The organism is Leptolyngbya cf. ectocarpi LEGE 11479 (assembly GCF_015207065.1).
Classification (GTDB): Bacteria; Cyanobacteriota; Cyanobacteriia; order Phormidesmidales; family Phormidesmidaceae; genus Leptothoe; species Leptothoe ectocarpi.
Genome location: NZ_JADEXP010000184.1, coordinates 1 through 12,393 on the forward strand (window position 1 = coordinate 1; position 12,393 = coordinate 12,393).

Genomic DNA, 12,393 nt, shown 5'->3' on the forward strand with positions numbered 1-12,393 from the left:
GCACCCGCCCGCCCCGCTGGCCGCCAGACAACCGAATAGAACCCTGAGGCACCGTGACCGGCACCGACACCGCAAACCGCGCAGGCCCCGCTGACACACAGCGCACCCGCACCTGATAGCCCACCACCGCTGCCCACTTGGCCGCAAACGCTGACGGCAGCTGCGCAAACCACACCTCAGCCACGTAGCCAGTAAAGGACCGCTCAGACTCGCGCCAGCAGCACTCGACCGCGCTAAACTCAGTAGCCAACCCAGAAACAAACTCAAACGGAACAGAACGCATAACGACAAACCCAAAAAACAACCACCCACTAGGGCATGGTTCATGGAACCGGAGGGAGTCCAGCGCTTGCGTTAGCCCTTGCCCCCGTAGGTAGCCCCTCGGGGGCCGATTTGCGAGGGGGTAACGATGTGGCGTAGCCCAATGCGTAGCAACAATAGCTATCGTCGGGGTGAAAGGAGTTTCGTTGAGTTGCGTTGGCGGAGCCTCTCCAGCGGAGAATCGCAATCTAACTTAAAGCCTCATGCTACAATCACTGCGCTTGTGAGCGCAGCCGCACAGCAAAAAGCCCCAGCGATGGCCAGGGCTTAGTTAGTACTAATTTACTAATTCTAGCAGCAGAGTAACGCAGGCGGTGATCAGGCTAAACGAGCTGTGTCGTGGTTGGGTTGCGATCGCAAAATCGACTACCAAGGCAACCACCTCCGCGTCTGCTTCGACTGATTGCGAACAACCGCCTTAATCTGGTCGTTCACTTCCTCCTGCGAGTCTCCGCCGATGGTGCCAATATGTCGCTCCAGCTCATTAGCCGATATCGATTCATTCACCATATACGCCTCTTGGGCAGGCTGCGGTAACGTATCACGACGTCCACGTTTACCACCAGTTTGGATGTATAGCTCATCTACATCACAGTCAAACAATTCCTTGGTTTCTTCTACAATCGATTCTCGATAGGCTGTTTGGTCACCGCCATTGTCTTGAACTGATTTAGTAAACCGCTTAAAGACAGTAGCGCTATCAACCCTCTTACGCGGCGGTACGAGTTCCTGTGATTGTCCCAGTACGTCCAGCTGCGACGCCGATTCCTCGACCTCCTCCTTCTCGCTCTTCCACCAATCTAAAAAACCCATTCGCGTTCTCTCTTTCTTGGGAGTCAAAATCAGACGAGAAAAGTTGCTCTAGACCTTCACGGATAAGTTCCAAGCCATCGGAATACATCAGAAACTCATCTAGAATCTGATGACGATATTCGTAGTCCCAACGATCAGGAGTGAAGTTCAAGCTGACGGCAACTAAGGCCCATGCGTCTAGACAACTTTTATAAGACAACATGGCCTCAAACCGACATAGAGCTTGAATCCAGGTCTTTTTATAGCGACGGTCGCCAAAGCTTTTGACATCCTTATCAAAATTCTCAGGCTGCAATACAACACCGTCTTTCCAGGCGTTAAGGGAATCCCATACTTTGCGTGTGCGTCGCTTTATCTCTGGAAGTTTCATTGTCGTTGGGGGAGATCTATTCATAGATTAACGCGCTCCTAGTCGCCTGAATCACTAAATCTCAGTCCTGTTGCCGTCTTACCTGCATACTGAATCGCCACCCATCGACCATTGGGCAGCTTGTAATAGTCTGCGGTGCTATCTCGATAGGCGGGAAAGCCAAACCGCTCGGAAATAGCGTCATAGCTCTGAGGAAACTGCAAATACAGCAGCGCCTTGATTTCGGCTTTGTTTAGCTCACCATCTAGAGCGTAGGGTTCTAAGTCTGGTGAAGGCACTGCAGAGGGTTCTACGGCTTCAACCGGAGTAGGTCTAAGAAAGTCGAGTTCTGGGCAGCTGGTTGTTGCGATCGCAATCCACAACAACCCCACAATATTCCGCGTCATTCGCCACCTCCCATCCGCCGCTGCTTCAGAGAATTGATAGTCTGCAACTCTGCCTGTAGCTCTGCCTGATAGAGCATCACTGCCCGCTGCTGCCCCCGTGTAACAGCGGCTTTTAAATCAGCCTCAGATAGGTTGCTTTCAGCGGTATTGGTCTGGTCAATCAGGCTCTCTAGGCTCTGCAACTGCTGTGCCACGGATAGCTCTAGCTCATTGGTCTGGGTCTGGCGCAGAGCCAGCACATTGCCCACTTCCTCAGGCATTAGCTCGCCTTCGATGACGCCAGCACTGGCCCATTCGTGGGAGTAACGAGTTTTAGCATCGGTTACCCAGGACTTGCGATCGCAATGTTTTACCTCGGCAAACTCACTAAATAAGGTGCAGGCCAGGTCGGTATATCCTTTCCCAGATTTCAACAACGACTCAGGCGCAATCTTCTTTAACCATGGAAACCAACGATTACGGATGGTCGAATCTGAAACGTTGTACGCTTCTGCAATGGATTGTGCGGTATGGTGTCCGCCACTGTGCGCGGACATGTCCGATAGAACGTCCTGCCGCACGTCCGAATATGTGCTATTCATTAGTGGAATCCTTTTGACTACAAGGGTTTTGCTGTGTGCGGGCGCTGTACCTTTGATGTGCGGTACCAATGCGATCAAATGTACGCCCGTACACTAGACACTACAATAGGACATCAAATCGGACACGTCAAATAATATTGATTATTGAATTTACTTAAGAGGACCTACACGACGCTAGATAGGTCAGAAGACACAACAGAAAGCATTACAGTATTAGGCGTTCTTAGGTTTTGGCTGTCATGGATGCTGAGCTGGATGAAATCCCGGTTTCTTCACTACCGGATCGGTATGGTGTACATCGTTCCCAGGTGTACGCCCGCATGGATGCCTTAAAAAAGCGGGACCGAAACCTAATTCCTACGAAACGGGGAAAGAAGTCCTATATTACTCGACAGATGTTGGACTATCTTGATGGGATGGCAGCCCTTATACAGCAAGGCCAAACCACCAGTGAAGCCGCTGATCAAGTAATGAATCAACTGCCTACACGTCGGGCCGACAGTCCAGTGGACATGAGACAGGTTCAGTCGTCCGAACTTGCGATCACAAATCAAGAGTCAGGCTTTGACCCTGACTTTGACTTTGAAAAGCTACTCAGTAAATTGCGGGGTCTGCAAGAACTAGCTAACCAAAACTGGTGGCTCAGCAGCAGTCAGATCGCTAATGTCTTAGAGCTGAAGTCACTCCCCCCAGGGGATGAGTTTGAACGTTATGGGTTCCGGTTTACCAAAGCAGGTAAAAACGGACCAGAAACAGCCTGGAAAATTGAAAAGTTGTAAGTGTCAGCTATCGAGCCGACAGTTCGATGGACAGCTGACACGAGCCGCACATCTCTTAACCTACTTTTTTGCTTACTGCATTACTGCAGCAAGGCAGTATTTACTTAATCATTCACGTGAGGGAGTATCGCATCAAGTATTGCTCTGACGATATCAACCTTGCGCTTGCCACTGGTGGCCGCCGCCATGGTTAGGCGTCTATGCAATGATTCCGGCAGGTCAGCCGTAAATCTAATGTTGCGTTCCGGTGCATCAGTCGGCGCTAGAATGTCTGCCAGAATTTCTGAATCAGATTGAGCCTGAGGTTTTAGTTCAGGAGTATCTTTTGCTTCAGCTTTAGGCGTTTTAGATTTTTCCTTCTTAGCTGGGGGTTTACTTTGCGCTGCTGCAAATACATCATCCAAGTTCATGGCTAAACTCCTCCCAGATAGCTTTCCAATCATTTTGAGCAGGACCTTTCACCGTGTGACCATTGCTCGCCGCATGGATATACGCCTTATAGCGTCGAACCGCTCGCTGAAATATCGGATACCCATGGCGCTCCAATGCCGCCTTAGCATCAGCCCCATCTTTTTGCGGCGGTGGCGGGACCAACGTAATTAGGCATTTGTAGTTAGTGCCTTCAGGCAGACTCCCCGCCATTTGAATCAGTGCAGAAATCGAGAGCGGATCGGGAGTAGTCGGCAGGATCAGCAAGTCCGTACCGTTGGCGATGCTTTCCACTTCATCGGATGAGGGTCGAGCTGGGGTATCGATAACCGTATGGGTATAGTTGCCTTTCATTAGCCGCTTGGGGGCCTCGGCTTCTAGGCAAACATCAAATGGCAACAGTCCTTTTCTGGCCCATAGAGATGCTGATTTATTCGGGTCTGAGTCGATTAGAAGCGTGGGGGCTTTCGCCTGGAGCAGCGCCGCAAAGTGAATAGCGCTGGTGGTTTTGCCCACGCCCCCTTTGAACTGACAGAGGGTGACAATCATTACTGGATGCAGTAAGGCAGTATTGCAGTAATAGTTCTACCATGCTGTGCTGAGTAGTCAAGGGCGTGGGCGATACGTTGAGTTTGGGGTTGAGATCGCAACGCAGTAAATGCAAGCTTAAGCATCTCAAGCTTTAAAGCTCATTTCTACTAGATCGCTCAGCCATTTAGCCTGTCACAAATTTTCTGGGTCATTCCACATACGTATAGAAGCATCGAATATTTTTGATTTGATGTAGTGGGCAACGATTAGATGACTAATATTTTTCTGGCTTGCTCTTGAACATATCGAGAGCAAAACTAGCATTTCTCTCTACACCTTCAATAGCAACCTATAGAACAATGCCTGACTCAAATTCAACGGCCATCTTACATCCCACATCAGGACAAGAATTAGCTCCACCACTCTTTCCAAGTAGTGAACTTCTGCACTATGGCGGTAGCGCTGCAGCCATTATTATCGCTATTTCAATTTTGCTAAGAGCCGTAGGCGACATGATTGGAATATTGGTACCAGTTATGTTGCGAGCCCAAATGCCTCACCAAAATCCCAGCCTTCCTTCATCCAGTGAATCAGCTCAATTGAATTCCACTAAGCCCCCTACCAAACAGTAATGTCACATTTTTTCTGTTTAATCCACATAGTTATGTGAGGTAGGGGAACTCATGGATGAATGGCCAAAAATCCAGGAACGTTTAGCTCAGCTTGATGACTTTATAAGTGAAGTCATGTCCAGCAGAGACAACTCAAGGCCCCATAACCTTTTGTTGCTAATTGACCGATGGCTAAAACAGTTTCACCTGTCCTCGCGAATAGATTGTAGTGAAATCCTCACCGAAACCTATTTTCAGGCCCGTAGTGAAATTCGAGATAAGGGAGTACATATAGAAAAATTGCCAGCCTGGTTCAAAACTGTTTCCTATCGGATGATTCGAGACCTTAGTAAAAAAGCCAAAAATCGTAACCGCGCCACCCAACGACTTAGTCGTCACAATGAACACTTTACAGAAAACGTTATCCATCTCAATGAGTTTGATCACACCAGCATCGAAGCCTTACTTGAGGCATCAGCAAAACTGAAAGAAGAAGAGCTACAGATACTGAAATTACGAATTGTCCAAGGTCTGTCATGGAAGGAAGTCAAGCATCGCTGGATCGCGGAGACAGGTAAAGATATATCAGAAGCCGCTTTGAGAAAAAAAGGAGAGCGTGCATTAAAACATCTCCGAGGTGAATTTACAGCTAAACACCCCAAAATATCGCTACAGATAAAGGGGGTCGTATGACAAGAAAGAATCACGATAATTATCTCAAGCGTCCTACTGACTCCTATTCAGCGACTTTAAAGGAATACCGTAGCTTAGCCTTACGACCAGAACTAACTGAAATAGAAGCTAAGCGTCTAGAACATATTTTAGAAGTCGCTTGCGCTGACGACATGCTCAGCCTGCTACTCAATGAGGTTGATGAAGCTCTTTTCGATGCACAAGAGCGTAGCGAGCATCATAACTACCATGAAATCCAAAATGAAGCTGCCAGGACAGTTGAGTTAATTGGTGGGAAAATCCCCTGCCATAAAAAGGTGTTTGCCAATGCCAAGCTGAACCTGGCCGCCTATGAACCCACACTCAAAGAATACAGTGAGCTACTACAAGCTTCGACTTTATCTCAAGCTGATGCTACTCATATGGAGCAGATTCTAGAAACTGCCTATGAAGATGAGCTATTGGCCCTACTGCTAGATAACATTGATGCGCACTTGGTCGAAATTCAGACAGTTGATAAACCGAAGCAAACCAAGCAGAAAAGAATTCCTCGTCGCAAACGTTCTGCAACATCAGTCATTGAATCGGCGCTAATTGCCTGCTCACTTTTATTGGCTGCAGCTCCCCTAGCTATGAATCTGCAGCCACAAACCTCACCATCACAGGAACAGCTCACGTCTTCAAATAATTTTTTCGTAGATCAACCATCTGTATCTGAGTTTAATTTTGAAACCTCAAATATTTCACCTGGAAAAGAAGAGACATTAGCTCAAATGACTCCCCAGAGTTCTGCTGAAAATGATGCCCTGGAAGAAGAAATTATCAGTCCTAACGTTACAGACAATAGCCTAAGCCTTGATACAGGCGATTTGTTTTCACCCGAGATAGAGTTCGATGTAAAGCTCATAGAGCCCGACCCCAGAGAAAGCTTACCTCCTCAAAAAGCAATCACCGACACCGACATCGCAATAAACCTTCCTGCTTTAGAAGCAATAAAAGAGGACACAGAAGATGATTTCATCATGCCTTCCTATGATTTGCCTACCATGGAACCGATTGAAAATGAAAATAGCGAGGAAGCCTTAGATAATCACCTACCTGAACCAATACGTCCAACCACTAATGAGGAGCCTGGACCTTCCAATATCAATTGGGATTTTCATGATGCTCCAAATAACAACGCAAAAATTGAAATAGCAGGTGAATCAATCGCCCCTGATGCTTCATTAGGTCACAATTACCCTCAATTGGGAATTGCAGCTAGAAGCGCAGCTCTGCATCCCCATGTTCTAATGGAACCTAATTCTGAAGAAACTGTTGAAGACGAATCAGTAGATCGAACAGCAAATATCATATCTACAAACAATCATTCTATAGCTCCTATATATGGGACTTCAGGATTAGGAGCTGATGAGACTGCTATTGTCGCAAGTGGAGAAGCCACTATAGAAGGCGGTGCAGTTATAGGCATGAATCTATTCCATAGCTTCAGAGGGTTTAGTATTTCTGATGACCACCAGGTTTATTTTGCTCATCCAGATGGCGTTGAATCGATCTTAAATCGAGTCACAGGTATTCATCCTTCACAGATTGCTAACTTAATGGGATTGGATAGAACGGCAAACCTATTTTTCTTGAATCCTACTGGTATTGTCTTTGGTCCAAATGCTCCTCAACTAGATATCAGAGGGGGATTTACAGCTAGCAGCCTGGATAGACTAGCATTTCAACGGGTTGAAATTTTCTTAGATAGAAACCCCGAAACCCAAGTATTTAAAGATAATTCTGGATCAATTGTTGTTAACTCATCAAGCGGTAATGTCTCTTCCCTGATCACTGAAGGTGATATCCGTATCACAACCTCCGTAATGGCTGTGCCAAATGACAGCGGCAATATTCTTGAGACTTCAACCAGCGGTGATGGTGGTCAAATTTCACTAGAGGGAAATAGGATATTCGATATAGCACCACGCCATAATATATCTACTCCTAATAGTTCTTCCCTTAGCATTGCTGAACTTCGCCAAACGAGTAGGCCGAGTAGAGCTTCTATATCTGTCGTTAGTGGGCTTAGCGATGTTCTGCCTTCTGACTGGGCCTACACTGGACTACAGAGTCTTGTTGAAGAGTACGGTTGCCTTGAGGGTTACCCCAACAGTTCCTACCGCGCCATGACTCGTTATGAGTTTGCTGCTGGTTTGAATGCTTGCTTAGACGTAATTGCCCATCTGAGTGCGCCAGATATTCGCAGTGACCTAGACACTATCCATCGTCTACAAGAAGAGTTTTCTGCTGAGCTTGCTACTATCCGTGGTCGCGTTGACACTCTAGTAGCTAACGTAGCTGAGCTAGAAGCTAACCAGTTCTCTACTACTAAGTTGAAGGGTCAATTGGATGCTCACCTAGTAGTTCCTTTCAATGCTCCTGATGCAAACGATGCACCTACTTTTGAATACCGCACTCATTTGAACTTTGACACTAGCTTCATTGGCGAAGACCGTTTGCGTATTCGTCTTCAGGCTGGCGATGCTAACAACTCTCTACCTGAGGTTGCTGATGGTCTCGCTAGCCAAAGTGGTGCTCGTAATGAGCTTGAGGATAACGTTGGCCTAGATGACGTTTACTACTCTTTCCCTGTCGGTAGCCATATCTCCACTATCGTTTCTGAAAACAGCAGGGATGCGAGCTGGCAAACTGATAGTACAGCATCCGACTTCTTGGGTACTGGTAATGCAGCTGGTATTTACTATGTTGAGGAGTTCGATAACAACGAAGTCGCTGAAGAGTACTACTCTATAAAAATCAACACATATTGGCCTCTTACTCCTAGTGTACTCTACGGAGAGTTTGATGTTGAAGGCGATGACATCATATACGGTATTATCCGTTCTACATTCAGATTCTAAATTTTATAGCCTAGCACCTTAGAATACGTTGGCGGTTCTACAATCAAACAAGGAGCTACATCAACCCAAAACCTCAATCGCAGCCGCCTTTTCAGCGTCCGATACATCCAGATACCGTTGCAACGATACCATCGACGACCAGCCGCCCAACTCCTGAATCGCCTTCATCCGCACGCCCCCGCGATCTAACCCAGTCGCCCAGGTGCGACGATTGCTATGGGTACTAAATCCTTCAAACCCTAGATAGCTACACACCCGACGCAGCACTTTGTCACACGCCTGCCGAGTAATGGGCTGATCCTTGTTGCGCCCAGGAAACAGATATCCTTCTGTGGGCAAGTTCGCCGCATCCAAAATCGCTTTCAACTTTGAATGAATGGGCACGGCCCGCGTATGTTTAGTTTTCGTGGTGGCCTTTTTAAAGACGATAGTATTCCCCACCAAACTTTCCGCTCTGAGCTGCCTGGCTTCGCTAATTCGACAGCCCGTGTAGTAGCAAATTGAGAATATTGCTCTCATATTGGGATTCAACTCAGCTACCACCTGTTCAAATTGATCGTCGGTCCAGAGTTCTGCTTTACCGTTGCGATCTCACTTGGGCATGGTTGCTGATTTGAATAAAAGAGCAACTTTAGAGTAACCAGTTTTCAATACTTCTAACGACTCATCAGAAATTCGTGCGTTTGAGCCCCCCAGAACGCCTATCAGAAATCCTTATATCCATTGACAAATCCGTGTCAACACGGTCTACACCGTTATCGACTTTTGGGCTCTCTAGGAAGGTATATTCCTCGTCTGGGATACGTCAACACTGTCTACGGAGTCAACAATTTATGCCACTGGTCGCAGTTGGTGGGCGAGTACCCGAAAATCATGCTCTGCAATTAAAGCAGATTCAGGCTGAAACAGGTAAAACCGAAAGTGAGTTGATTCGAGAGGCGGTTGCTTTGCTACTGGGTAAGGCTTCACCAGAAAGCTGTATGAGCACAAATCGTAGACTTAGCAAGGTAGAGCAGCAATTGGCCCGCCTGCAACGCATGCTTTTAGCAGGGGCGACTGAAGGATAGCTACGACTGAGTCCCCCTATTGTTTGGCTACGATAAGGATTTAGGTGAGGTGAGAGAATATTCGATATATTCCTTGTTTACACATATGTCTCTCTTCCAACGCAAACAGAAATTAGTGGACCCCGTCGATCTGCATGGAGTGATACATATTCCCATAGGCCAGGCTACGTCAGGTAACGATTCCACGTATTTAACCCGTTTAGACCAAGCCTTAGTCCTGTGGGGAATGGCCAGTGCAGCTATCTTTTGCGTCGCTCAGTTTTATCGAATTGATTGGAGCATCCAGGCCACACTTTGGTCAGTTTTTTCCGGCGCTGTCACCTTGATAGCAGGGCAATTAACCTGGTTTTGGGTCAGCTCTCGAAACCAACGATGGATTCTTTATCATTGGTCTCTTCTGATTTTGATTGGGCTAGGCCTGACTGACTGTAGCATTTGGATGGGTTGGGGGAGTCTTCTGGCACACCTTTGCTCACTATGGCTGGGTATCAGCGCGCTAGGGTATTTTGTAACAGGCATTGGGATACAGGCACCGGCCCTACTTTTCCTAGGAATTTTACATAGTCTCGTCATCCCTATATTAGCCGTATTGCCACCCTGGCAATTTTTGTTGACTGGAGTGGTCATATCCGGTAGCTTATTTTGCCTAGCGGCTTTTCAATGGCAGCATAAATAGCGACGTTTCAAGAGGGGGTTGGCTGTAAAAATCGAACACTCCCACCCGGCACCATAACGGTTGCAGGCGTTAGTCCTGTCCTACCTTCATACGACGGATATGGCCCACGTAGGGGCTACGGACGACGGCCAGGTTTGAGATCGCATATCAATCTCATCCAGCTTTAGACCGATCTGCGACATCTGATAATCACGGTCTCATAACCACTGTTCATACTGTGCCCAGCGCTGCCTTCGCTTCCCCTATCACCGCGATTAGCTCCGGTCGATTACCCCCGGTCACCTCGTCTGGTAAATGCTTATGATGCGGAAATCCTGGTAAGTCAGGAAAGTGAGGCGTACTATCGTAGCGAAAGAGCAGCCGATTGTCGTCATCCTGACAATGATATCGATAGTCCAGCCAGGCCAGCTTGTTCGCGGCGATTACGATGGCCTCATTGATTTCCAGCAAATGCCCACGCTCAAACCGAATACGAATCCGTAGATTAGCCCGCTCCGACGTCAAGATTTCTTCAACGTAGCGCTCGACATAGGCCCCTTCACAGCTAGCAACAGCCTGCTCTACCCGGCTCAGATAGTCCGCCAGCAGCCTATGCCGCACGATACAGCTGTTCCTCTAGCGCCTTACGAATCTCGATGTAGTGCCGGTAGTCATTGGCCCATTCAACCAGGGTGATGTCATCTGACAACTGTCCCTGTTGGTACTGGTTAAAGAATTCCTCAGAGTCCATACCCTGACGAGATTCATAGAGGCTCAGACGCTTAGCAACCGCAACCAGAGCGTCCAGCGGTGATGTGTATTCAATCGTCTGTTTACGCATAGACTCCTCTCCGCCATGTTCACGCTTATCTCAAGCATACCGGAGTCTTTCTGACACGCTCATGATTGGTAGCGGTGGCGTAATCGTTGAGTGCTCCAGGCGTTGCAGCGTTAGGTCTAATTGCTTGGCCTGGGCTTCTAGGCGGTTGCGTTGGCGAAGCCTCTCCCGTGGAGAATCGCGGGTGCGGTCGGCGATGAGTTGGCCTACGGCGATGCGGTCTCCTTCGGTGACTTTGAGGTCGTCAGGGTCGGTGACGGAAACGTTGATGGTGAGGCGACGAGGGGCTTCGTTAGGTTGGGTGGGTTCTTCTAGGGCAGGAGTAGGCGTGACGAAGCTGGGCTGTTGGGCAATGGCTACGCCGCCCACAGCAAGTAATGCTAATGCATAAGGAAGCAAGATTCTTAGGTTCATGCACCCCACAACCAGACATCCCATTAATCACGCTTTCCAGAATTCCCAAAACAATTGATTCCAGAGGCATTAGTCAAGATTGTGTCCTCTTCAATGAGCCACTATCTAGAAAAAAATTGCCGAGCTTGCAAAAAACATCACATCTCAACCGATAAGTCAGTAACGAGGTGCAAAAGCAACAGACAAATAACGTTAGAGAACCAGTCCAATGGCAACCAATCAGTTTTTATATCAGGGAACTCATGGTATTGACGGAGTTCCAAACCCAGGGGATGCCTTCGGGCTTGGGATGATTACAGGAGACTTTAACAACGATGGCTTTTCAGATTTGGCTATCGGAGCTCTTGGTGAAGATTTTGATTCCCAAACAAAAGATACCGGTGCTATCCATGTTTTACTTGGCACCAAGGATGGCGTCACGGCTGCAGCGACAGAAACTCTCTACGTACTTCGCGTTCCGCAACGATTCTGGGACGTCGGAAACGACACAACTCTTCAAATCTCACATCCTGGCCCCCGCACCATCATTGCGAATACATCTGCAGGCGAGGTTTTTACAACTGGAGACTTTGACGGTGATAAGCAGAGTGATTTAGTAACCGGTACTCCAAGCACTTATACTCGTCGAACTGTGCCAACAGTAGCTGTCTGGCAAGACTTTAAAAAGGGGTGGACCACTGACTCTTCAAAGAGCATACACTTTGAAGGCAAAAAACCATATTTGGGTTCAGCTCTAGCTGCTGGCGATTTCAATGGCGATAAGAAAGATGACTTGGCTATCGGTGCACCCGGATATGACTCAGGAAAAGGGGGAGTTTATATTCAAAACGGATCTAAGCAAGGACTTCAATCCAAGCGAGTAGATAAACCAACTTGGACTCAAAAATCTTCTAAGAGGATGTATGAAAAGGGTTCCAAGGGGTAAAAAAGCTCACACAGTGTAGGCTGAAGTTTACATAAATCTCTAGCCCTGCGTGAGCCATGCCTAAAGCCTACACTAGCAGTCTCAGTCGTGCCCAA

General features: G+C 47.7%; 16 protein-coding genes and 1 pseudogene. 6 read left to right on the top strand and 11 right to left on the bottom strand.

Annotated features, from left to right (window positions below; all coding sequences use genetic code 11):
- The 5 genes from IQ260_RS18285 to IQ260_RS18305 all read right to left on the bottom strand — a co-directional run.
- The coding region (locus IQ260_RS18285; RefSeq protein ID WP_193994542.1) for a hypothetical protein at positions 1-283 on the bottom strand (283 nt) is incomplete at its 3' end.
- A gap of 404 nt (positions 284-687) precedes the next feature.
- Positions 688-1,134 carry a hypothetical protein gene (locus tag IQ260_RS18290; RefSeq protein WP_228016235.1) on the bottom strand — a complete coding sequence of 149 codons (447 nt, stop codon included), beginning with the start codon at positions 1,132-1,134 and terminating at the stop codon, positions 688-690.
- Positions 1,031-1,429, bottom strand: coding sequence for a hypothetical protein (locus IQ260_RS18295; RefSeq protein ID WP_228016236.1), 399 nt, complete (start codon positions 1,427-1,429; stop codon positions 1,031-1,033). The genes IQ260_RS18290 and IQ260_RS18295 overlap by 104 nt, the downstream gene beginning before the upstream one ends.
- A 113-nt stretch (positions 1,430-1,542) precedes the next feature.
- Positions 1,543-1,890, bottom strand: a complete 348-nt coding sequence (locus IQ260_RS18300) for a hypothetical protein (RefSeq protein WP_193994544.1) — start codon at positions 1,888-1,890, stop codon at positions 1,543-1,545.
- Positions 1,887-2,471, bottom strand: coding sequence for a hypothetical protein (locus tag IQ260_RS18305; protein ID WP_193994545.1), 585 nt, complete (start codon positions 2,469-2,471; stop codon positions 1,887-1,889). The genes IQ260_RS18300 and IQ260_RS18305 overlap by 4 nt, the downstream gene beginning before the upstream one ends.
- 239 nt (positions 2,472-2,710) lie before the next feature.
- Between IQ260_RS18305 and IQ260_RS18310 the strand changes: the two genes are divergently transcribed.
- Positions 2,711-3,250, top strand: a complete 540-nt coding sequence (locus tag IQ260_RS18310; protein WP_193994546.1) for a hypothetical protein — start codon at positions 2,711-2,713, stop codon at positions 3,248-3,250.
- 104 nt (positions 3,251-3,354) lie between these two features.
- On the opposite strand, the gene IQ260_RS18315 is transcribed toward IQ260_RS18310, so the two are convergent.
- Positions 3,355-3,660 carry a hypothetical protein gene (locus IQ260_RS18315; protein ID WP_193994556.1) on the bottom strand — a complete coding sequence of 102 codons (306 nt, stop codon included), beginning with the start codon at positions 3,658-3,660 and terminating at the stop codon, positions 3,355-3,357.
- Complete coding sequence (locus tag IQ260_RS18320; RefSeq protein ID WP_193994547.1) at positions 3,647-4,228, bottom strand: ParA family protein; 582 nt, start codon at positions 4,226-4,228, stop codon at positions 3,647-3,649. The genes IQ260_RS18315 and IQ260_RS18320 overlap by 14 nt, the downstream gene beginning before the upstream one ends.
- Positions 4,229-4,893: 665 nt before the next feature.
- Here IQ260_RS18320 and IQ260_RS18325 point away from each other — a divergent pair.
- Both IQ260_RS18325 and IQ260_RS18330 read left to right on the top strand, forming a co-directional pair.
- Entirely contained in the window at positions 4,894-5,514 is a 621-nt protein-coding gene (locus IQ260_RS18325) for a sigma-70 family RNA polymerase sigma factor (RefSeq protein WP_193994548.1), read from the top strand.
- Positions 5,511-8,399, top strand: a complete 2,889-nt coding sequence (locus tag IQ260_RS18330) for an iron uptake porin (protein WP_193994549.1) — start codon at positions 5,511-5,513, stop codon at positions 8,397-8,399. Before IQ260_RS18325 ends, IQ260_RS18330 begins: the two co-directional genes overlap by 4 nt.
- 60 nt (positions 8,400-8,459) lie before the next feature.
- Here the strand turns inward: IQ260_RS18330 and IQ260_RS18335 are convergent.
- Positions 8,460-8,951: pseudogene (locus IQ260_RS18335) on the bottom strand (tyrosine-type recombinase/integrase); the annotation flags it as partial.
- 281 nt (positions 8,952-9,232) lie between these two features.
- Between IQ260_RS18335 and IQ260_RS18340 the strand changes: the two are divergent.
- Together IQ260_RS18340 and IQ260_RS18345 are read left to right on the top strand one after the other, a co-directional pair.
- Positions 9,233-9,466, top strand: a complete 234-nt coding sequence (locus IQ260_RS18340) for a hypothetical protein (protein WP_193994550.1) — start codon at positions 9,233-9,235, stop codon at positions 9,464-9,466.
- Positions 9,467-9,551: 85 nt separating this feature from the next.
- Positions 9,552-10,142 (top strand): hypothetical protein, encoded by a 591-nt coding sequence (locus IQ260_RS18345; RefSeq protein ID WP_193994551.1) that lies wholly within the window; start codon positions 9,552-9,554, stop codon positions 10,140-10,142.
- 210 nt (positions 10,143-10,352) lie between these two features.
- Here IQ260_RS18345 and tumE read toward each other — a convergent pair whose 3' ends face one another.
- From tumE to IQ260_RS18360, 3 genes are read right to left on the bottom strand one after another with little or no spacing between them, the layout of a single operon-like run.
- Positions 10,353-10,742, bottom strand: a complete 390-nt coding sequence (gene tumE, locus IQ260_RS18350; protein WP_193994552.1) for a toxin TumE — start codon at positions 10,740-10,742, stop codon at positions 10,353-10,355.
- Positions 10,732-10,962 (bottom strand): antitoxin TumA, encoded by a 231-nt coding sequence (gene tumA, locus IQ260_RS18355; protein ID WP_193994553.1) that lies wholly within the window; start codon positions 10,960-10,962, stop codon positions 10,732-10,734. Before tumA ends, tumE begins: the two co-directional genes overlap by 11 nt.
- Positions 10,963-10,992: 30 nt before the next feature.
- A complete protein-coding gene (locus IQ260_RS18360; protein WP_228016237.1) occupies positions 10,993-11,397 on the bottom strand; it encodes a hypothetical protein in 405 nt (134 codons plus the stop codon).
- 184 nt (positions 11,398-11,581) lie between these two features.
- Between IQ260_RS18360 and IQ260_RS18365 the strand changes: the two genes are divergently transcribed.
- Positions 11,582-12,298 carry an FG-GAP-like repeat-containing protein gene (locus IQ260_RS18365; RefSeq protein WP_193994554.1) on the top strand — a complete coding sequence of 239 codons (717 nt, stop codon included), beginning with the start codon at positions 11,582-11,584 and terminating at the stop codon, positions 12,296-12,298.
- The last annotated feature ends 95 nt before the right edge of the window (positions 12,299-12,393 follow it).

Bases quoted from the DNA above. Each gene is read 5' to 3' on its own strand.
- IQ260_RS18290 (WP_228016235.1), bottom strand. From the start codon at position 1,134: ATGGGTTTTTTAGATTGGTGGAAGAGCGAGAAGGAGGAGGTCGAGGAA.
- IQ260_RS18300 (WP_193994544.1), bottom strand. From the start codon at position 1,890: ATGACGCGGAATATTGTGGGGTTGTTGTGGATTGCGATCGCAACAACC.
- IQ260_RS18305 (WP_193994545.1), bottom strand. From the start codon at position 2,471: ATGAATAGCACATATTCGGACGTGCGGCAGGACGTTCTATCGGACATG.
- IQ260_RS18310 (WP_193994546.1), top strand. From the start codon at position 2,711: ATGGATGCTGAGCTGGATGAAATCCCGGTTTCTTCACTACCGGATCGG.
- IQ260_RS18315 (WP_193994556.1), bottom strand. From the start codon at position 3,660: ATGAACTTGGATGATGTATTTGCAGCAGCGCAAAGTAAACCCCCAGCT.
- IQ260_RS18320 (WP_193994547.1), bottom strand. From the start codon at position 4,228: ATGATTGTCACCCTCTGTCAGTTCAAAGGGGGCGTGGGCAAAACCACC.
- IQ260_RS18325 (WP_193994548.1), top strand. From the start codon at position 4,894: ATGGATGAATGGCCAAAAATCCAGGAACGTTTAGCTCAGCTTGATGAC.
- IQ260_RS18330 (WP_193994549.1), top strand. From the start codon at position 5,511: ATGACAAGAAAGAATCACGATAATTATCTCAAGCGTCCTACTGACTCC.
- IQ260_RS18340 (WP_193994550.1), top strand. From the start codon at position 9,233: ATGCCACTGGTCGCAGTTGGTGGGCGAGTACCCGAAAATCATGCTCTG.
- IQ260_RS18345 (WP_193994551.1), top strand. From the start codon at position 9,552: ATGTCTCTCTTCCAACGCAAACAGAAATTAGTGGACCCCGTCGATCTG.
- tumA (WP_193994553.1), bottom strand. From the start codon at position 10,962: ATGCGTAAACAGACGATTGAATACACATCACCGCTGGACGCTCTGGTT.
- IQ260_RS18360 (WP_228016237.1), bottom strand. From the start codon at position 11,397: ATGGGATGTCTGGTTGTGGGGTGCATGAACCTAAGAATCTTGCTTCCT.
- IQ260_RS18365 (WP_193994554.1), top strand. From the start codon at position 11,582: ATGGCAACCAATCAGTTTTTATATCAGGGAACTCATGGTATTGACGGA.